This is a genomic window from Trichlorobacter thiogenes (assembly GCF_900167465.1).
GTDB lineage: Bacteria > Desulfobacterota > Desulfuromonadia > Geobacterales > Pseudopelobacteraceae > Trichlorobacter > Trichlorobacter thiogenes.
This window is the reverse complement of sequence record NZ_FUWR01000001.1, coordinates 477,539-497,877: the sequence shown is the minus strand read 5'-3', so window position 1 is coordinate 497,877 and position 20,339 is coordinate 477,539. Positions and strand designations below refer to the sequence as shown.

The 20,339-nt window shown below is 53.3% G+C and carries 21 protein-coding genes; 1 reads left to right on the top strand and 20 read right to left on the bottom strand.

From position 1 onward, the window contains the following. Nucleotides 1-32: 32 nt before the first annotated feature. The 20 genes from B5D39_RS02395 to B5D39_RS02305 all read right to left on the bottom strand — a co-directional run bounded on the left by B5D39_RS02395 (nt 33) and on the right by B5D39_RS02305 (nt 19,407). Nucleotides 33-752 (bottom strand): LrgB family protein, encoded by a 720-nt coding sequence (locus B5D39_RS02395; RefSeq protein WP_078788782.1) that lies wholly within the window; start codon nt 750-752, stop codon nt 33-35. Then, nucleotides 749-1,114: a CidA/LrgA family protein gene (locus tag B5D39_RS02390; protein WP_078788781.1), complete on the bottom strand. Its 366-nt coding sequence runs from the start codon at nt 1,112-1,114 to the stop codon at nt 749-751. Before B5D39_RS02390 ends, B5D39_RS02395 begins: the two co-directional genes overlap by 4 nt. A 133-nt stretch (nt 1,115-1,247) precedes the next feature. Then, on the bottom strand, nt 1,248-2,441 hold the full coding sequence (locus B5D39_RS02385; protein WP_078788780.1) for a hypothetical protein: 1,194 nt from the start codon (nt 2,439-2,441) through the stop codon (nt 1,248-1,250). A gap of 135 nt (nt 2,442-2,576) precedes the next feature. Then, nucleotides 2,577-2,726, bottom strand: a complete 150-nt coding sequence (locus B5D39_RS16905) for a hypothetical protein (RefSeq protein WP_153304301.1) — start codon at nt 2,724-2,726, stop codon at nt 2,577-2,579. Nucleotides 2,727-2,856: 130 nt separating this feature from the next. Then, nucleotides 2,857-3,195, bottom strand: a complete 339-nt coding sequence (locus tag B5D39_RS02380; protein WP_078788779.1) for a hypothetical protein — start codon at nt 3,193-3,195, stop codon at nt 2,857-2,859. A gap of 111 nt (nt 3,196-3,306) precedes the next feature. Beyond that, nucleotides 3,307-3,666, bottom strand: a complete 360-nt coding sequence (locus B5D39_RS02375; protein ID WP_078788778.1) for a nuclear transport factor 2 family protein — start codon at nt 3,664-3,666, stop codon at nt 3,307-3,309. Nucleotides 3,667-3,683: 17 nt separating this feature from the next. After that, nucleotides 3,684-4,472 carry a class D beta-lactamase gene (blaOXA, locus tag B5D39_RS02370; RefSeq protein WP_078788777.1) on the bottom strand — a complete coding sequence of 263 codons (789 nt, stop codon included), beginning with the start codon at nt 4,470-4,472 and terminating at the stop codon, nt 3,684-3,686. A 160-nt stretch (nt 4,473-4,632) separates the two neighbouring features. Then, nucleotides 4,633-6,282: a DUF3373 domain-containing protein gene (locus tag B5D39_RS02365; RefSeq protein ID WP_078788776.1), complete on the bottom strand. Its 1,650-nt coding sequence runs from the start codon at nt 6,280-6,282 to the stop codon at nt 4,633-4,635. Nucleotides 6,283-6,393: 111 nt separating this feature from the next. Next, nucleotides 6,394-7,809: an efflux transporter outer membrane subunit gene (locus B5D39_RS02360; RefSeq protein WP_078788775.1), complete on the bottom strand. Its 1,416-nt coding sequence runs from the start codon at nt 7,807-7,809 to the stop codon at nt 6,394-6,396. Then, nucleotides 7,806-10,886 carry an efflux RND transporter permease subunit gene (locus B5D39_RS02355; RefSeq protein ID WP_078788774.1) on the bottom strand — a complete coding sequence of 1,027 codons (3,081 nt, stop codon included), beginning with the start codon at nt 10,884-10,886 and terminating at the stop codon, nt 7,806-7,808. Before B5D39_RS02355 ends, B5D39_RS02360 begins: the two co-directional genes overlap by 4 nt. Next, complete coding sequence (locus B5D39_RS02350; RefSeq protein WP_139366645.1) at nt 10,886-12,028, bottom strand: efflux RND transporter periplasmic adaptor subunit; 1,143 nt, start codon at nt 12,026-12,028, stop codon at nt 10,886-10,888. Before B5D39_RS02350 ends, B5D39_RS02355 begins: the two co-directional genes overlap by 1 nt. Nucleotides 12,029-12,062: 34 nt before the next feature. Continuing rightward, nucleotides 12,063-12,848 (bottom strand): SDR family NAD(P)-dependent oxidoreductase, encoded by a 786-nt coding sequence (locus B5D39_RS02345; protein WP_078788773.1) that lies wholly within the window; start codon nt 12,846-12,848, stop codon nt 12,063-12,065. 114 nt (nt 12,849-12,962) lie between these two features. After that, nucleotides 12,963-14,303: an SCP2 sterol-binding domain-containing protein gene (locus B5D39_RS02340; RefSeq protein WP_078788772.1), complete on the bottom strand. Its 1,341-nt coding sequence runs from the start codon at nt 14,301-14,303 to the stop codon at nt 12,963-12,965. Between the two features lie 80 nt (nt 14,304-14,383). Beyond that, nucleotides 14,384-14,980: a TetR/AcrR family transcriptional regulator gene (locus tag B5D39_RS02335; protein WP_078788771.1), complete on the bottom strand. Its 597-nt coding sequence runs from the start codon at nt 14,978-14,980 to the stop codon at nt 14,384-14,386. 97 nt (nt 14,981-15,077) lie between these two features. Beyond that, nucleotides 15,078-15,503, bottom strand: coding sequence for a cupin domain-containing protein (locus B5D39_RS02330; RefSeq protein ID WP_078788770.1), 426 nt, complete (start codon nt 15,501-15,503; stop codon nt 15,078-15,080). 27 nt (nt 15,504-15,530) lie between these two features. After that, nucleotides 15,531-16,388 (bottom strand): 4Fe-4S ferredoxin, encoded by an 858-nt coding sequence (locus B5D39_RS02325; protein ID WP_078788769.1) that lies wholly within the window; start codon nt 16,386-16,388, stop codon nt 15,531-15,533. 82 nt (nt 16,389-16,470) lie between these two features. Continuing rightward, nucleotides 16,471-17,115 carry a flavodoxin family protein gene (locus B5D39_RS02320; protein ID WP_078788768.1) on the bottom strand — a complete coding sequence of 215 codons (645 nt, stop codon included), beginning with the start codon at nt 17,113-17,115 and terminating at the stop codon, nt 16,471-16,473. A gap of 23 nt (nt 17,116-17,138) precedes the next feature. Next, nucleotides 17,139-17,708, bottom strand: a complete 570-nt coding sequence (locus B5D39_RS02315; RefSeq protein WP_078788767.1) for a flavodoxin family protein — start codon at nt 17,706-17,708, stop codon at nt 17,139-17,141. 55 nt (nt 17,709-17,763) lie between these two features. Beyond that, nucleotides 17,764-18,765: a YhdH/YhfP family quinone oxidoreductase gene (locus B5D39_RS02310; RefSeq protein ID WP_078788766.1), complete on the bottom strand. Its 1,002-nt coding sequence runs from the start codon at nt 18,763-18,765 to the stop codon at nt 17,764-17,766. Between the two features lie 60 nt (nt 18,766-18,825). Next, the gene (locus tag B5D39_RS02305; RefSeq protein WP_078788765.1) at nt 18,826-19,407 is read right to left on the bottom strand and encodes a TetR/AcrR family transcriptional regulator; all 582 of its coding nucleotides are present in this window, start codon (nt 19,405-19,407) and stop codon (nt 18,826-18,828) included. 149 nt (nt 19,408-19,556) lie between these two features. On the opposite strand from B5D39_RS02305, the gene B5D39_RS02300 reads away from it, so the two are divergent. Continuing rightward, nucleotides 19,557-20,336 carry a hypothetical protein gene (locus tag B5D39_RS02300; RefSeq protein ID WP_078788764.1) on the top strand — a complete coding sequence of 260 codons (780 nt, stop codon included), beginning with the start codon at nt 19,557-19,559 and terminating at the stop codon, nt 20,334-20,336. Nucleotides 20,337-20,339 lie beyond the last annotated feature (3 nt).

Sequence of the window (20,339 nt, the reverse complement as noted above, 5' to 3'; positions counted from 1 at the left end):
CGGCCGCAGCAATCCGCATCGTAAGACACTGTTTAACGCAGCAGGCTGACCAGCACAGGCAGTAGCAGAGCGGTCAGCAGACCGTTCAAGGCCATTGCCAGTGCTGAAAACGCCCCGGACACCCGGCTTTTCTGCATGGCATGGGCAGTGCCGATACCGTGGGAGGCAACTCCAAAGGCCATGCCCCGGGCGGTCTCATCATGCACCCGCATCCAGTTCAGCACCAGATCACCGATCACCGCACCGGTAATGCCGGTCAGCACCACTGCCACTGCAGTTAATGCAGGCAGGCCGCCGATCTGTTCAGAGATCCCCATGGCAATTGGCGTGGTAACCGACTTGGGAGCCAGGGTCAAGAGCAGCAACCGTTCACCCCCCAGAGCCCAGGCGATACCCACTGCGCTCACCATGGCAGCCAGCGAGCCAATCACCAGTGAAATCAGAATCGGCACAAAGGTCTTGCGTATGGTCGCTACCTCACGGTAGAGCGGAATTGCCAGGGCAACCGTGGCTGGCCCCAACAGAAAATGAATAAACTGGGCACCTTTAAAATAGGCCTGATACTCTGTACCAGTCAGCTTCAACAGTATGACCAGTACCAGTACGGCTGTCAGCACCGGGTTAAGGATCGGGCTAAAACCAAAACGCTGAAATACCCAGACACCCAGCTGGTAGGCCAACAGGGTCACGGTCAGCCACAATAGCGGACTGGTGGAGAGGTAGACCCACAGTTGCGTGATATCCCCGCTCATGGCTGCAGCTCCTGCTGGCCTGGTTTCAGACGACGGCTTGCCAGCTGCATGACAAGGCCGGTTACGGCAACCGTTATGGCGGTGCCGATGATAATGGCGCCTGCCAGCGGTGCCCAGGAGCGCAGCATCAGATCAAGGTTGGTAATCACGCCAACACCGGCCGGAACAAACAGCAGCGGCAGATAGCGATGCAGAAAACCAGCCACTGATTCCAGTTCAGCAGGCATTTTTTTACTAAAGAACAGGCCGCAGAACAGGATAACCATGCCGATCACTGGTCCAGGCACCGGCAGTTTGGTCACCTTGGTGATGATTTCACCAATCAGCTGGCAGAGCAGAATCAGGGTCAGGTTTCCAAGCATCAGCAGCTTCCTCCAACAGGTAATAAACAGCAATCAAACAGAACGGTACTCATTCCAGAAGTTTTAGTCCAACAGCTGAGAGCGCAGCGGCGGAGCGTCAGCGGAGACCGCTGTCGCCGCTGGTTATGCTCGCCTAGTGTTTCCTCGGAACTGCTTTTCCATCTATCTCTAGCTCAACGAGGCTGGCTAGCTCTGAGAAAGGAATTTCACCATCAGCTATCCTTCTGCAGTCAGCACTGTTTGCTTTTGCTGTCATTCGTAGACTTCCTTCTTTATCAAAATATTTCACTATGACAGTATCTTTCTTTAACTGGCACCAAAGTGGGTAGACAAACTGACTTGCATGAATTCTGCGTTCTTTGGGAGGTTCATCACTGACTTCTACAACGGTGGCTATGGCTGATTCAGCATTTAGCTGGAGATCTGCAAGTTCAAAACCTTGGGTCGCTATCGAGGTCGCAAATGATAATATGAATGCGTCTTGACGTAAGGTTAAGTCTTCCGAAAAATACGCCTCTATTCTTTTTATGTTGTCAATGACGAACAAAGTTCGAGCAGTATTTATCAACTCACAGATGGCATATGTCTTTTGAAGCACATCCCATAATTCACCTCTCGTCAATCTTATTTCCCGCTCATTTGGAGCTTCACCGTAGTATCCGTAGACTAACTCTTCACGAACACAGGACCGATGATGTTGTGCAATGTTGCGCCACTGGTTCAGGTGAATTCCCCATGGCGGTGGCGCAACAATTTCTGGCATGCTGATCGAGCTGTGCAACTCATTAACCACGTTTCCTAGCTTCAACCGTGAGATCTGAGAATATTCCGGCTTTTTGCCTCGCTTCAATCTATTTTGGGCTAGAAGGTCCCTGAGATGAGGGAAAAGGTATGACTCTATAAGCGCCCCAATATTCCTAAAGACCTCATGCCTGAACTCTTCCAGGGGCAGTTCAGCCTTATCTATTTCCAGATACAGTTGGCTCCAATGATTTGAAGCTGCTGCCAGAATATCCTTCTCGGATTCAGCACAAGCCTTGTAGCATGCTTCTGGATTTACAGCCTCAGCTGACCTGTAAATGCTGGTTACATGGTCAAATGCCAGCGCTGTCCATGAATCCTTCTTGATTCTGGCTACTCGAAATGCTTCTCCCGGTATCAGCTCTACAGCATATTCCTTCAGCAGTGATTGGTCTTTGAAGTAAGGGCTTAGAATTTGAATGATCGAAGTTTTTATTTCAGCAGGAGAGAGTCCAGCCTCAATAAGTGGCCTAAAGACATTCCACCGTTGTGTCATCCTCACCGCTCTTTGAATTTCTTTAGACATAATTTCTTCTTTTCCCGCATAACTCATCATTGGCCGGTTCACGCGCATGCGCGCGTGAACCGGTGATCCCCCCAAATAGAACAATTATTCCACAATTCAGACTATCAAAGCAGGCATGGCGCCATCTTCAGTCGCTCAACCGCTGCCAGGTTTTCTGCGCAGACCAACCGAAATGATTCGGAAAGTCGCGTGACCGGTTGGCTGAAGCCAAACCGCTGCTGTATCTACTGGCGAGGAGTAGATGCCGGTTGCCAGAAAGGCCAGCAGCCGTTCCTGATTATCCATGATGTTGGCTTGCTAAACCTTGAATATGAATAGATACTGAATAGATTTATCACTAAAAAATTCCAATTACATCAGCATCATAAGCCTTTTAACGAATAGATTCTGAATAGATATTTTCTCTGTTGAAAATTCAGCCTTTGATCAACCCAAGTTGCCGGAAGATCGCTTCAACCTGGGCACTGTCTTCCACGGTAAAGCCGATATTGATCCACTGGGTAGTCAGGTCAGCAATGAAGATTTTATCACGTCTGGGGCGGTCGTAATCTGCTGGAAACCAGGTCTTGATATTGCCGGTGCCGTGCAGCCGCCACTTGCCGTTCCAGATGGTGGGCTCACAGACCGTAATACAGGCGATATCCGCCAGAGGGACCGTCTTGGTGGTATGCCGCGGGAAATAGTAATCAGCAAAGACAATCTCATCAGCGGTTATGGTAATCAGGCTGTCGTGGTAGGTTGGGTTGTTGGTCATGGGACACCATTAGCTTGATATGAACAGATCTGCATGCAGATGCAAACCGTGAAAGCCAACATACGGAACATGTTTTTTGAAACGTACCAGCAGAAAAGTCGGGGCAGGCTCCTACACCCCGTAATGGGCAAAGGCCTTAATTACCTTGCCATCCGGCCCGAAAAGAAACACCTCGGCAGCCAGCCTGTCCAGTGCGCCGCGATAGTAAAGGGTAATGCTGTTGACCCCGGCAAGTACTGTGATCAGCTCAAACTGCAGATCAGGCAGCAGTTGCAAGGCCTGACTCCAGTAGGCACCTACAGCCTGCTTGCCCTGCAGCATGCCGGATGGTTCCCCCACAATCTGGGCGATCACCGGCGAGTGCATCTCAAAATCATCGGCATAGTGGACAAGTACCTGCTCCAGATCATGGTTGTTCCAGGCTTCGATCCATTCATTGGCAAAGCTGTGTGCAAAGGCCTGATCAATCATTGCTGCCCTCCGTGGTGTTACAGAATTCCCTTCAGCTTCAACGCCTCCATCACCATCTGCTGACGAAAGGCGCCATCTGCTGGTTTGGTTATAGCCATGTTCAGGGCAAAAAACCAGACATCCGTTCCGGTTTCAACATAGCCCACGTACCAGCCGATTTGCGGTGTGGCTTTTTCTCCGTAACCTGCCCAGCCGGTCTTGGCGTAGAGGCGGTAGCCGGGCTTTTCCTCCACCAGCATGATTCTGCGTAATGCATCATAGGATGCAGGCTTAAACGGCAGTTCATGTTTGTAGAGTTTTTGCAAAAACGTAATCTGCTGTTGTGCGCTGATCCGCAGATCACCGGACAGCCAGAAGGTGGTCAGTTCCGGGCCGGGGTTGGCATTGCCGTAGTCGATCTGCTTCAGCCAGTGCTGATAGCGAGCGGTGCCGACCCGTTGCGCCAGTTGCTGATAACACCAGACGCAGGAGTTTTTGAAGGCACTGGCCAGGGTCTGATCCCGATTGCAGGCTGCAAGCCCCCTTTCTGTGCCATCCCATTTCAGCAGTTCCTTTTCAGTTATTACCCCTTCATCAAGGGCGATCAAGGTGTTGGGAAACTTGAAGGTAGAGGCGGGCAGCAGCGGCGTGCTGGCGCGGGCCGCGTCATGCAGGTACAGGGCGGTACCGTCCAGATTGGCGATCAGGAGGGTGCCGTTGACTTTGCGATCACTGAACAGCCTGGCAAGCGCGGCATCGTCGCAGAAGGCCGGGCTGGCCACAAGGAGTAGCACCAGGGACAGACAAAGCAGGATCAGACGATTCATGGCCGTTTCCTTGCGGGGGATTGATGGGGTCAGCTATCCTATACGACAGAGTTTTGGGGTTGTCTATGCAGATGTTTCTATGCTCCACGCCTTTCTATCACAAAAAAATGGCAGGCCCGAAGGCCTGCCCACCACAAGGAGGTACTGCGGTTAAACAGGGTTAAAAATGAACTTCGAAGGTGCCATAAATGTCATGGGCAGACTTTACAGGAGCTTGAAGCAACATGGTGTTGGCAGTGATATCAGAAATTTTGATCGGTGCGCCAACCCAGTTGTTGCTGCCGGTGTACTCAAAGTCATAGTACTGGTAGCCCAGTTTGAAGAAGGCCTTGGCAAAGATGGACGAGACCGGCTTCAGGTCCAGTTCCTGGATGACGTAAGGTTCGTACACCTTGCCACGGGTGCCAACCTTAGCGGTCCACATGTCATCGGCAGCAGGAGAGTAGGGAATCCAGTTCTTTGATCCATAATTGAATTCAAAACCAAGCTTGGTCTTGGTGGGAAGATCATAGCGCACACCTGCAAACACAGCATAACCGGTTTTGTCTGTAGGGGCTTCCGGGTTCAGCGGCGATCCGGTCAACAGGCCTTGAAACATGGCGTTTGCAGATACTGTGTTGGTTGGATGGGTTATATTCATACCGCTATCCACAAAGAAATTCAGGTCGCCAGGGCCAACCTTCTTAAGGGTAGACATGGCGCCGATGCCGTACCAGTCAATCGAGCCAAGGTTTACACTTTGTGCGGTATCGCCAAATTTTGTATTTTTCATGGCTGGAAAGTCATAGATGTTGAAACCACGGTTCCACTGGAACCAAACCCGTAGAGGGTCAGTATCCACCGGAAGTATCGCCACCCCCATCATGTCACTGTCTTTCAGGCTGTTAGTGGGGGTTGCACGGTAGCCGGAGTCAAAACCACGGCCATAGCAGATCTTGGCATAGAAGCCGGGCAGAAAGTCAATATCAGGGGCATAGCCCAGGGTCATGCCATCAAAGGCATAGTTAACCAGCAGGGCGGGGGTGCCACCATTGCCAGGCCGCTCACTGTTGGACTTCAGGTTGGTAGGGGCACCATCAGTAGAGGGACGACGGCCAACTGAGAACCAGACCGGCTGATCCATGATGTTGCTCCAGGTGGCATAGGCGCGATCCACATTCAGATAACTGCTTGATGGCACATGCCCAATCGTGCCATCAAACACGCCGGTACGATCTGCAAAGTAGGCATTGCTGGTAATCGGTGCTTCTTCTTGTGATCCAAACACCTTGTACATTCCCAGCTTGACGTTAACGGTGACATCCTTGGTCGCCTTGGCCTTCAGATCAAGGGCAAATTTGTTGGTGTACATGGTCTCGTTCTGAGGCTTATACGCGGGAACCTGGACAACTCCAGCGGTCCCCATCATTGTTTGCAAAGCCGCCAAATTCCCCGGCGTTGTCAAAAAGCCATTGATGGCTCCGTAGCTCTTCAAACCAAAAACAGTGTTCAAGGTGTTATAGGGGACTGCGTTGCCTGCCATATACTGTGCCTGGGCATAGCTCTGCAAGTTCGATAACGTTCCAAATGCGTCAGTGTATGCAGCGGTCTTGCCATGCAGGCTATCCATGCGGAATTGGTAACTGCCACCAATTTGCAGCCACTTACCCAAAGACTTGTCTTCAATCTTTTGCACCTGCCCCTTCAGGTCTTCCATCTGTTGGGACAGCTTGTCAATCTTGACCTGCAGATCTGCTTCTGCAGCCATGGCGCCAGCCGGGATGGCCAGGGCAAGTACAGTGGACAGAATCAACTTGTTTGCTTTACGCATACGTTTCTTCCTTTCTTTACCAGTAGATTGTGCTGCTCAATTGTTTATCTGAATCAGGCCGCACTCCATACGCCGTGGCAGATGCAGAGGCGGTGAAATGTTGTACATCCTTCATTGCTCGCTCCCACCGCCCAACACCTTGTAGAGTGTGACTTGATTGGTGAGCCGTGTCAGATTGACGCTGATCAGACCCTGCTGGGCGCGGTAAAGAGAACGCTGTGAATCCAGCACGTTCAGATAACTTGCTGCCCCGCCTTGGTAGCGAGCCTGAGACAGGCGGTAGCTCTTGGCGGTAGTCTCGGTCAGCGACTGCTGCGCCTGTAATTGCTCAGATACAGTACCGTTTTGGGCTAAAGCATCGGCTACTTCCCTGAAGGCGCTCTGAATCGTTTTGTCATACTGAGCCAGATAGATATCCCGATCACGCTCGGCAACGGTCAGTCCGGCCATGTTCCTGCCGTAATCAAAGATAGGCAGGGTGAACTGCGGGGCAAAGCCCCAGGCAAGGGAGCCGGGCGAGAACAGTCCGGTCAGTTGGTCACTGGAAGTGCCGATGCTGGTGTTGAGGGTGATACGCGGAAAGAAGGCGGCCCGGGCGGCACCGATGTTGGCATTGGCTGCCTTGAGCAGCAGTTCGGCCTGCATCACATCCGGGCGGCGCTGAAGTACCTCGGACGGTACTCCGGGTGGCAGTTCCCGCAGGGTTCCCACGCTACTGAACCCGGTTGGCAAAAGTTCCGCCGCTAGCTGGGTACCAACAACCAAGGTCAGCAGGTTTTCATCCTGAGCCACCAGGCTGGTGTAGCGGGCTACATCCACCCTGGCCGCATCTACACTGGTCTGGGCCTGGTGCAGATCTAACTCTGAGGAGGCACCAGCCATGAAACGGCTCTGAATCAACTGATAGGAAGCCTGTTGGCTTGCAAGGGTCTCACGGGCCAGTTTCAGCCGTTCCTTGTCGGCGGCCAGTGTCAGATAGTTGTTGGCCACCTCCGCAATCAGGCTGATCTGAACGCTATGACGCGCCTGTTCAGTGGCAAGATACTGTTCCAGCACCTGATCCTTCAGGCTCTGGACCCGGCCGAATAGATCGATTTCATAGCTGCTAAGACCAAGACTCAGATTGTAGTTGCGGGCAATCATGGCTTGCCCGCTTGGAGAAACATCCGCCGGAAGTCGTTGCACCGTGCCGCTGCCGCTAGCAGCGATAGTCGGTACGAGATCAGCGCGCCGAATCCTGTACTGGGCACGTGACTTTTCTACGTTCAGCGAGGCCACCCGCAGATCACGATTGTTTGCCAGTGCCAGGGCGATCAATTTCTGGAGCTGCGGATGAACATAAAACTCATTCCATTTCAGCTTGTAGGCAACGGTCAAATCTTCCGTCTGCGGGGAGTTGCTCTTGTAGGCCGGACCGGTGGGCCAGGCAACGGAAATTGGCGCTTCAGGCCGGACATAGTCCGGCTTCATGCTGCAACCAGCCAGACAGATGAGAACGATATGTGCGGTTACAATGCTGCGGATCATGGTCGTGCCTCTCCTTCAGTGACGCTCTGAGGACGTTTCACCTTGAACCAGATTGCGTAGAGGGCAGGCAGGAAGAGTAGCGTCAGGATTGTTCCGACGCCGACTCCGCCGATCAGAACATAGGCCATCGAGCCCCAGAAACTGGAAAACGTCAGCGGGATAAAGGCCAGCATGGCCGCTACGGCAGTCAGAACGACCGGCCGAGCCCGGCGTACGGTTGATTCTACGATCGCGTCGTAATCGGCCAGTCCGGCTTTCTGGTCTTGTTTGATCTGATCCACAAGAATCAGCGTGTTGCGCATAATAATTCCCGCCAGTCCGATCAATCCCAGAATTGCATTAAATCCGAACGGCTGATGGAATATGAGCATGGTTGGCACTGCCCCGACCAACCCAAGGGGCGCTGTGGCAAACACCAGGAACATGGCGGCAAACGACCGGACCTGAACCATGATGATTACCAGCATCAGCAGTACCATCAGCGGGAACAGCTTGCCGAGCGCCGTATCGGCCTTCTTGCTTTCCTCTACAGAACCACCGGTTTCTATACGGTATCCAGCCGGTAGTGCCGCTTTCAGTTTTTCCAGTTTGGGAAGAATCTGAGCCGTTACATCCGGCGGCTGGACCCCATCAACAACGTCGCCCTGAACAGAAATGTACGGCTCCCGGTTGTAGCGCTTCAACAGGGGGTCTTCCATGCGGGATTCAAAATGCGCCAATTGTGATAGCGGGATCGAGCGCCCGTCCGTGGTTGTCAGGGAGACATTGCCAAGATTTTCCAGGCTGTGACGTTCGGAACCTGGTGCGCGAACCACCAGATCAACCGAGCGGATGCCGTCACGCATCTGCGTGGTGGGTGCGCCGTTCAAAATAGCCTGTAACTGCAGCCCGGTTTCCTGGGGAGTAAGGCCGAGCAGGCGCAGGCGATCCTGATCAAGCACCAGGCGCTGACTTGGCGTCAGTTCACCCCAATCCAGATGCAGATCACGCAGGTTCGGATTCTCCAGCATAATAGCTCTCGCCTCACGTGCAATCCGGCGCAGTTCGTTGGGGTCCGGCCCCATGACGCGAAAGAGCACCGGAAATGGTACGGGCGGGCCGAATACAAACTGTTTCACCCGCACACGTGCTTCCGGGAACGCACCCTGGGCAATCTGATTGCGCAGTTTTTTCTTAAGTGCGTTACGTGCCGCAGAACCTTTGGTGAGAATGACGATTTGAGCATACGCCGGGTTGGGCAATTCCGGATTGGTCGGCAGTATGAAGCGCGGCATACCCTGGCCGATATAACTGGTAACCAGACTGGCCTCCGGTTCGGCCATAATCGTTTTTTCGATATTTTTGACCGTTCTATCGGTGGCGGCAAAGGCAGACCCAGGCGGAAGGTTGACCTCAACCGTTAATTCCGGGCGATCCGAGTTGGGAAAAAACTGTTTTTCCACAAACTTCATGCCGACCACAGACAACGTAAAAAGCGCAATGGTAACCCCTGCGGCCAGCCATTTGTGATCGACTACCTGCCGCACCATGGCACGAAACCGCTGGTAGTTCGGCGTGGCATAAATGGCATCATGCCCTCCGGAAACCGGCGTGATATCAGGCAGGAGTTTGACGCCCAGATAGGGGGTGAAGAGGACAGCAACAAACCACGAGGTGATCAACGCGAAGGCCACTACCCAGAATATGTTGCCCGCATATTCGCCTGCCGTTGATTTGGCAAAACCAACCGGCAGGAAGCCGACGATGGTAACCAGCGTACCGGAAAGCATCGGGCCGGCCGTGGATGTCCAGGCAAACGTCGCTGCCTGTATCCGGTCAAATCCCTCTTCCATTTTAACCACCATCATCTCAATGGCGATGATGGCGTCGTCCACCAGCAGCCCCAAGGAAATAATCAGCGCTCCCAGGGTAATCCGGTCAAAATACCTTCCGGTAATCAGCATGATGACGAACACGGCAGCAAGGGTAAGCGGCACCGCAGCAGCCACGACGATCCCGACCCGAAATCCCAGCGTTGCCAGACTCACCACAATCACAACAGCAAGGGCAACCACGAATTTGAGCATGAATTCGCCGATGGCCTCGGAAATGACGTGGGACTGATCCGATACCTTTGACAGCGTCAGGCCAACGGGCAGCTCCTTGCGAATTGCCGTCTCTTCGGCTTTCAGCAGCTTGCCCAAGGTCAGGCCGTTGAAGCCTTTTTTCATCACCAACGCCAGGATGAGCGCAGGCTCTCCCTGATTACGGATCTGCTTGGTTGCCGGATCTTCGTAGCCACGGATGACCTCGGCTACGTCGCCGATTTTCAAGAGTTTCCCTCCGCTTGCCACCGGAATCGCCTTGACGGTCTCAATGCCGTTGATGGCACCGTCGAGCCGCAGATAGACCCGCGGTCCAGCCGTATCCACAAAGCCCGAAGGGGTCACATCATTTTGGGTCTGCAAGGCACGAAACAGATCGGTCGCCTTTACGCCAAGCGTTGCCAGACGCTTATAGGAAATCTCCACGTATATTTTTGGATCCTGCTCGCCGAGAATAGTGACTTTCTCCACACCGTCGATCCGGGAAAAACGCTGACGAAGCGCCTCTGCCTCCAGCACAAGGCTCCGGTGGGGCAGCCCCTTTGCCTCCACGGAATACATGGCGAAATACACATCAGAAAACTCATCATTCATCAGTGGGCCAATCACCCCCTGGGGTAGATGGATCTTCTCATCACTCAGCTTTTTTCGGGCCTGATAGAATTCATCCGGCACATCTTTAGGAGCCGTGGCGTCTTTCAGGTAGAGCTTCATCAAGATCATGCCGGGGGATGCGGCGGTTTCCACCCGGTCATAAAACTTAAGTTCCTGGAGGCGCTTTTCCAGTCGATCAGCCACCTGTTCCTGCATTTCCTTTGCAGTGGCTCCCGGCCATATTGCTGTTACGGTCATGGTCTTAACGGTGAATTTCGGGTCTTCTGCGCGTCCCAGATGCAGAAAGGCATATGCCCCGGCCAGCATAATGGCAATAATCATAAACAGGGTAATGGCCCGTTCGCGAACCGCAAAAGCGGAGAGATTGAAGCCGGTCATTATTTTTGCTCCTTCGCAGGGCTGGAGAGGATCTTGACTTTTTCCCCTTCCTTGACAAGGTGAGCGCCCAGCGCAAGAATCTGTTCACCGGCCTTAAGCCCTTTACTGATCAGGGCTGTCTCGCTGCCGAGCTTGGCAACGACGACCATTCGGCGGGATACGGATGAAGTTGCAGGATTTACTACCCACACACTGGTGCCAGTACCACCGTCGTACAGTGCGCCGACCGGAATTTCATACTGCTGGACCGCGCTCTGTGTGCGTTCTCCATCCAGATGAATCGTTACAGTGGCGCCGAGAGGAGCATGTGCGCCTACGTCCCCCAGGCTGTAGCGCGCCTGATAGGTTCGGGTAAGAGGGTCGGCCATGGCGGATAATTCACGTAACTTTGCCGGGAATCTCCGTCCCGGCTCTGCATACAAGCAGCCGGTTGCTGTGGAGTTTGCACTCTTTACATACCCTTCAGGAAGGTTGACCACGGCTTCGCGGGCGCCATTATGGGCGAGCCGAATCACCACGCTGCCCGCAGCCACCACCTGTCCAACCTCTGCCGGAATTTCCATAATGACGCCATCTGCATCGGCCTTAAGAACGGCATACCCTTCCTGATTTTCCACTTGCCTGGAGTACGCAACGGCGGAGTTGAGCTGTGCGGTGGTAGCGTCTGCCAAAGATTTGGCCTGTTCGTATTCCTGTACAGACACGGCTTTTTTGGCAACCAGATCACGCTGACGCAGTTCATCAGCAAGAGCGCGTTTATTCTGCGCCCGTGCCGCTTCCACTGCTGCCTGGGCTGCAGTGGCGGCAAGTCGCAGGTCTGTCGGATCAAGACGCATTAAGACTTGGCCGCGCTTGACGTGATCCCCTGCTTTAACGATTCTCTCAATGATTTTTCCAGGCACCCGAAAGCCGAGATTGCTTTCCGTGCGGGCATGAATCGTACCGGTATATTCCGCTGCACTGCCCTGCGCGGAAAGGACGGTATACGAACGAACCAGACGATGGGTTGCTGACTCGACAGACTTCTTTTTGTCTTTCGCCAAAACAACGCCACCGACAATGATGATCACTACTCCCATAACAAACGCCATGCGATACCTGAGCGCCAATCCACCAACGTCCTTTAATGCTGCTATTTTCATATATAAATCCTCACCCGGATGGTTAGCCGCGTTGCTATGCGTTCATGATCTGAGAAAAAATAGCCTGATGCAGCCAGCGTGGCGTTGCCCAGGTAAAGATCACGTTGGCCTTGTTGATCCAGCCCGGTACGACGCTGATACGTCCGGCCTGCAATGCGCGGATTCCAGCGGCTACTACGGGTGCCGGCTGCATCATCAACTGTTTCAACGCGGGTGTAAGCTTCTGGTGCGCCGCTGCAGCGAATCCGGTGTCGGACATGCCCGGGCAGAGCGTTGTCACTGTTATGCCGTCGCTCTTTAGCTCTCGATGTAGCGCCTCACCAAGCCGCAATACATAGGCCTTTGCGGCCGCATACACGGCGAAATTTTGCACGCCCAGGTAGGACAATAAACTGGCGACGAGCAGTATCTTTCCATGCCCGCGTTTGCGCATATCCTGCGCAAAGACATGGGTCACTGCAGTCAGGCACGCCACATCCAGCTGCACTATTGCCAGGACTGCATCCAGCTGGCTATCAAGGAACGGGCCTTGCAGCCCGTGGCCGGCGTTGTTGATCAGGATCTCAACGACAACTCCTTGCTCGCGGAGCAGTTCATGCAGTCCGGTTATTGCCTCAATATCAGAAAGATCGACCTGCTCTACAATGACCTCAGCCTGGAATGATCGGCGCAACTCCTCGGCCAGTGTTTGAAGCCGATCCAAGCGGCGCGCCACCAGGACCAGTGGATGCCCTTGCTCGGCATATTGACGGGCAAACTCTTCACCGAAGCCACTCGATGCGCCGGTGATGAGAACCCATGAATTGTCTTTTGTCGTCATTTTGGTACCTCAATTTCCAAGTATTTGCCTAGACCAGTCTACGTAATAATGGGCAAGGTTTTGCCTAATTTTGCCTGTTTTAGAAACATCTCAACCCCGGTGGCATTGAAACCTCTAGGCAAAGCATTTCCCGAACGCCTTAAACAGATTCAACGGGCCTTTGACGCGAATTCTTCTCAGGACAATTTGCTTGATCATCGATGTTTCCTTATGCAGCACGCGCAGCCAGGTTCTTGCATCTGCACGTACGCTAACGTCCGCAACGCCTACATGTCCTTGCTCAATTTTGAGCGTCTTGTCTTTGATAACGACCGTTGCCTCAGCCCTCTCAATGCCACTAAACGTGAAATGATAGGTGGCATTCAATCTTTCAGACTTGTGCCGTTGGAAGGCAATCGGCATGGATGTAAGGAAAGCCGCTATTGTCGGCGGTCGTACACCATTCCCCACGCGCCTTATCTTCTTATGGGGGAACTTGTTGAGAACATGATGCTCTGCATCCGAACCGGGCAGGACATACACCGGCTCTGTCTTTTGTTGCAGCGGTTTGACCACGTCATTGACGAACGCTTTCCTGTCATCCAGATACTGCGGAATCACCTCGTCGCCTGCTGGACAGACGGCCAAGCAATACACTGACTTGTAGCAAGGTCCGCACACCAGGGTCTGCCACATCGATACGGTTTCAGCGTCACTTACCTTGCCTCGGTAATCGATTGAGTTCTTGCTATCCGCGATATTTTCAACCCAATCGGTGAAACCACCAAGCAGTTCACGATAGGTATGAGTCATGCAGTTTACCGGGTTAAAAAATCCGTCTGGACCGATGGCACCTGTAGGACAGGCAGCAACACAGAGTTTGCAATCAATACACGGGTTATAGTCCAATGGAGTGCTGTATTCGTCCAATTCGGCTTCAATCAGCACGGTGCCGAGAAGCACGAAACTGCCGAATACGGGGTGGATGACATTGCGATGAAGCCCCATTTTGCCAAGCCCGGCAGCTACAGCAATCGGTTTGTGCGATATCACCTGCATTTTGCCGCGCAACCAATTGTCCGCTTCCATGGGAAACCCGCCAGCTGGCGTTGCGGCGCGGATGCCCTTGCGTTCGAGTGCCGCTGCCAAAGCATTGGCAGCATGGGTCAACCGTTCCTCGACCTGGTGCAGTTCGAGGCTGGCAATTGAACGTGCGGGACTTCGCAGATTTTCCCTGTTAATCCGCCCAACGAAACTGATGAGCGTTTTGGCCCAGGGGAACATCTGCAAAATATCCGCTTTTTGATCGGCCAGTAGTGCGTTGTTGATCTCCACAAACCCCACATCATCCACCCCTGTTTCAAGGCAGATCTCGCGCAGTTCCTTGGCATTCAGCTTTTGCGCTGTTATACGTGATGCCCTTGCCGCGATTTTCTCATGATAGCGGATTACCGTGGGGTGCTGATTCAGCTCCATAAATAACAATCTCCAATTGTATGTCTTATTCAGATATTCGCCTAGACCGGTCTATGTAATACCGGTCAAAAAAATACGGACTACTGCTCTTCTTTCCCAACAAGAAATATATCGAAATAAAAATGAATGAAATTCCGTAACGGTTCTGGTGACTTTTTGATTTTAGAGCGAAGCAATGCTCCCTGGAATGACGAGATCAAGTTTTCCGCCAGCATTTCCACGTCTAAATTCGCAGGGATCGCCTGTTCCTGCTGAGCCTGGAGAAGCAACCCAGACAATCCTGTAGTCCAGCCTTCTAAAGCCTGCTCAAGACATTGCCGGACGTTTTCAGAATGATCCGACATTTCCAGGCCCAAGTTGCCAAGTAAGCAGCCCTTGGAGCAGTCATAATCTTCAAAAATAGCGATTAGCTTTTCAAAACTCTTTTTGACGCGTTCTAGCGGCGACACCGATTCATCACTGATGATGGGGAAAAAAAGTTCATTCCTGTCAGCAACATATCTGTCGATTATCGCAAGAGCAAATTCTTCCTTACTGGAGAAAAAGTTATAAAATGACCCCTTAGGAATGTTTGCCTGCTTCAGAATTGTCTCGACTCCGGTAGCGTTAAAACCTTTGCTTAACACGAGGTCGAGCCCAATCTGAACGATATCTTCTTTGTTATGAATCCGTTTCATGGTTACCATTATTAGACCGACCAGTCCAATGTGTCAACCACTTTTATTGAAACGTTAAATACAGCGAACCTGAGTTTTGATTTTATCCAAGAACGTTCTACTTCTTCATCCACGATGCCTTGCTTTCCAGCCGCTTGCCATCCTCAAGAGTGGCCTGCGTCAGACTGCCAGCCTCGGACTGAATACAGATAAAGTACAGGTCTTCATCACCGGCCTTCCAGCCGCGCTCACCCTCCGGTGCAACCCGGACCAAACTGCCTTCCTGGATCGGAAATTCATCGCCATCCACATAGAACATACCGCTGCCCCGCAGCACGATGTACAGCTCTTCGTTCTTTTTATGGCTGTGGATAAACGGCATGAATTTGCCTGCCGGCAGGCGGTTGAGGGAGACCTCACAACCGGTCAGGCCCAGTTCTTTGCCGATGAAGTATTTGCCGTGAAAGCCCATAAAATCCTTGTTGAGCAACTCCTCAAACGGCCCGATATGTTCTGCGCTGTAGTTTTTAGCCTTGGTTGTCATCGCATGTTCCTTTCTTCTGCGGATTGGTTAAAGCAGTGCAGCCGGTACTCTCGCCTCACAGGGGATCTTGACCTGACACAGTCCGCAGGGGGTGGCTCCGGTGCCGTAGGTTGCGGTTGCATACGGTGCTGTTGTCTCACGGATATAGCTAAAACAGGCCTGTTTATCATGCCCCGTGTCTGTGGTAATGGCATCAACCGGGCAGCGTCTGGCGCAAGCGCCGCAGGTGCCTTTGGCATACCAGAGACACCAGGCATGATGGTCATCACCGTACACTCGCGGTGTGACCGGCAGGTTGATGCGCGCAACCACCGAGCCAAAGCGCACAGCCTTGCCCCAGCGGGTGATCAGGGCATCTGAAAGGCCAAAGGTGCCGTGTCCGGCAACAAAAGCAACATGCCGCTCTGACCAGTTGGAGGCCAGACCGAAACGTTCTGACTTTTGGTAGGCAAAACCGGGCAACCGTTCCGGCGCCACTGCAGGATACCCGGCCTGTGTCAGTCTGTCTGCCAGGTGCAGCCGCAATGCACAGTTGAACTCTTCGCCGTGAAAGCGTGAACGGGCCCAGCGTTCGGCTGGCACGGTGGTTTCCTGGCGCTGATCAGCGCGGGTTTCCGGTGTCTGCGGCAGCAGATAGCTGATCACCCGCAGCTCTTCTGCAGCTGCCGGCGCTTCTGGAAATGCCAGGTCATAGGCCTCTTGCGGTGTCCAGAGGAAGGGGCCGATCAGCTCTTTTAAGCGAAGAAACAGGGGATCGTCTCCCCGCGCTATCGCAACCTGTGGTTCTAGCCAGGCCTTTTCATTGGTTGCAAGCTGCAAGCTGTTGCTGGGGTCAGAGGCCCAGAAGCTGCGGATGATCTCCTCAATCTGTGTGACTGAATCCATACGTCCCTCTCACCATCTGTCTGACCGTGAAAACAAGACAATCACGTAGCTATCTCATGCCAGACTGGTCTTGTCGCTGCTCTTACGGCGTTACCAGGCGCCCCCCCAGATGATAGGCCTTGTCACAGTCCTGCGGAAAGACCTCTTGCTGACGCTGGTGCTTGTGGACCGGGTCAAAGCTCTCGATCACCACCTTGCTGTAATCCTCGGTCTGGCAGGTGTCAAAGCTGCAGAGGGTCTCGGCCGGACCGAGCAACAGCTGGGTGTAACGCTCATTGGATTTGATGAAGTACTCGTAGCCGAACTCCTTGCTGCGCTCTTCCGTGACGTTCATGGTGTAAATGAAACCAACCTTGATCCTTTTGGGGAACAGGGTCCCGTAAGGAACGGTATAGGTCAGATACTGAAACAACAGCCGCTCCATAAAGCTGCGGGTCTCGCCGGTAACCGAGCCAAAATAGACCGGCGAACCAATGAGCAGGGCATCTGCCGCGGCGATACGGTCCAGAATCGGCGCCAGATCATCTTTAAGTACGCAGCGGCCATAGCTGCTGCCTCCTCTGGTTTTGCAAGCAAGACAGCTCGCACAACCCTTGAAATCAAGATCATACAGGTGGATAAGCTCTGTCTCCGCACCTTGGGCGGCAGCGCCTTCCAAGGCCTTGCTCAGCAGGGTAGCCGTGTTCCACTTTTTTCTCGGACTCCCATTAATAGCGATGATCTTCATCTGTCGTATCTCCTTTTGTCAGGTCAAGACACCAGCTGCTGTGCGACCTTTTCGGCCTGCTGCAGGATATGGTCAGGCACGGCATCCACAGAGGCTGGCCCGATACCGCAGACCCGGATCAGGCTGGACTCAGTAAAGCCCATCCACTTCAGGAAAAAGTCATAGCGCGGAAAGACATCGGCAAACATGCTCTCTTCCGGTTGGCCCTGGGTCTGAATGAAAACCAGTTTTTTGGGTGAAAGCCGACTGGGCTGCGGATTGGTGATGTAGTCCGGCACCAGATAGGAATAACTTCGGTCTATGAACCCCTTGAGCTGCATGGTGAGGTCACCATAATAGACCGGCGTTGCCAGCACCACCACATCAGCCGCAGCCACTGCTGATAAAACCTCCGTCAGGCCATCATTTAACACGCAATCTTCGCGCCCTTTTTTACAGGCGTAACAAGCCTGGCAGCCGCGATAGGTCAGGCGGTTCAGTTCAAAGCTCTGGGTATCTGCGCCCAGGTTGGCAGCTGTTTTCATCAGGTGATTGGCAATGGTGGCGCTGTTTCCGTTGCTTCTGGGACTTCCCAGCAGGCTGACAATCTTCATGGTGTTCCTCCAGTACGTGTTAAGTAGTTTTTTGACAATCAGAGATTACAGGGTGTTATGGTAGTGAGACAACCACCCGGCCCCGCATGTTGCCCTGCAGGATGGTCTGTATCTGCCCTTCCAGTTCTTCAAGGGTAACCTCATGGGCGATTGCCGCCAGATGTTCCGGCCGCCAGGCACCGGCAAGCCGTTCCCAGACCTGCAGGCGTGGTTCCATTGGGCAGTTGACCGAATCAATCCCAATCAGGCTGACCCCGCGCAAAATAAAAGGATAGATGTTCATGGCCAGATCGGTTGATCCCACCAGTCCGCAACAGGTAACAGCGCCGCCATAGCGGGTTGATTTAAGCGCCGCAACCAGCATCTGGCCACCCACCACATCCACCACACCGGCCCAGCGTTCTTTCAGCATGGGACGTTCCAGCCCTTCGGTAAGCTGCTCGCGACTGATCACCTCTGCCGCGCCCAGTGTTCGCAGGAATGGTTCATCGCTGCTCTTGCCGGTGGCAGCCACCACCCGGTAACCGGCCTTGGCAAGGATGGCAACCGCAATGCTGCCCACCCCGCCGGTGGCGCCGGTGACCAGAATATCTCCATCACTGGGCCTGACACCGGCTTGCTCCAGCTTCAGCACCGAAAGCGCTGCAGTGAATCCTGCAGTGCCGATCACCATGCTCTCCCGCAGGTCAAGGCCGCTCGGCAATGCTACCGCCCATTCAGCGGGAATACGGATAAAACCGCCCCAGCCGCCGTCGGTCTCCATCCCCAGATCATAACCGGTGATTAACACCTGCTGGCCCGGAGAAAATCTGCCGCGTGGGCAGCTGACAACCTCACCGGCCGCATCAATGCCCGGTGTGTGAGGAAACTGGCGGGTTACGCCAGGGTGACCGGTTGCTGACAGGGCGTCCTTGTAGTTGAGCGACGAATAACGGACCCGCACCAGCAGATCGCCCGGTGGCAATGCATCAATCGTCCGCTCCTGAATAGTCCGTGTGAACTGCTTATCTTCGCCTTTTGTCACCACCAGGGCCTTGAATGTCGTGTGCGAATCCATAGTGTTCTCTCCTTTGTCATCAAAAACTAGACCGGTCGTCTAGCCATTGGCTAAATTTTTTTAGCGCAGCGTTACTTTAAACAGCACTTCAATGAAATCCTGCAACGGTTGCGGTGATTTCATTACCTTGGCTCGCAGAATAGAGCCTTCCCAGCCGGACAGGACAAAGGAAGCCAATGCCTCAACATCAAGGCGACTGTCCAACTCTTTAACGGCCTGAGCTTCAGACAGACAAACAGCAAACAGCCTGCGCCAATCGTCAAAGATCTCATCCAGCCGGGCACGGAACCGCTCGTTCTGGTCAGCCATTTCCTGGCCCAGATTGCCGATCAGGCAGCCCTTGCTGCACTGGTTATTGCTAAAACGTTGCAGCGAACCTTCCAGTAATTTTTGGATACGGGACAATGGAGACAGGGCTGTATCCTGCAGCAACGCGGTCATCCGCTGGCTGTAGTAGTCGGCAAAAACGTCCATCACCGCCAGACCAAACTCTTCCTTGCTCTTGAAGTAGTGATAGAACGAGCCCTTGGGAACTCCGGCCTCCTTCAACACCATATCAATGCCGGTGGCGTTGTAGCCCTGACGGGAGATCAGTTCTGTACCTACTTTGATGATGTCACTGCGGGTATCTTTCTTTTCCATGGGGTGCAAAATAGACTGATCGGTCTAGTCTGTCAACCTGTTTTTGTGGCCTGCGGCACAGGGAGTCTGCGCGTTATCGCCACTACTATTCAGCCAACCTTCTCTCCTGCCGATATATGTACTGTATCGAGCAACTGGAGGTTGGCTGCATGGAACTCTCATCCCTGCTTACACAGTACAACGTACCGCTTACCAGTTCTGAGCGGGCGTTCTTCAGTGGCTTGAAGTCCGGTGGCACCTCCCGTAGTGACGAATATTACGAACAGCAGGTCAGGCGGTTGGCAGAGACACGGGAAGCCCTGAAAAGTTTACCGGATAAAAAAACATCTGATCGGCAAAGCAAGGCTGAAAAAGCAAAGATGCTGAAAGAACGGCTGAAGATGCTGAAGCAGATGATCCCGTTTATGAGCGCCTCAGCTGCAAAATCCCTTAAGGCAGAGCTAAAACAGATTGCAGCGCAGATAGCTTCGCTTAGTGACAGCAGCGGAAGCGACGGCTTTTCCAGTTCAGGTAGTGCTGTTGAAGCCACTGCCACCACAAGCGCCACCTCCGGTACTGCCACTGATTCTGCAACGCAGACCGAAGCTGCCTCGGTGGAAACAACTGCTGAAGCTGCAGCGGAAAACAGCGATACTGAACAGCAGTCTAAATCAGACGGAGAGTCTGCCGAAGCAACGGATACAGATGCTGCCGCTACGAAAAACGACGCCGTTGAGCAGGCCAATCAAATCAAGAGTGAGAACGCTGCTGATCGTGCGGAAAAAGAAGAACTTGAAAAACTGAAGCAACTGTTTCAATCCGTAAAACAGATGCTTGAGCGTAAACTGCAGAAACCCAACGATCCCGCCACCCAAACCGCATTGCAGATGCAGGCATATCAAGCAGCCGCAGAAGCCATTAGAGAGGCTGGTGTCAGCATCAAGGGATAACCC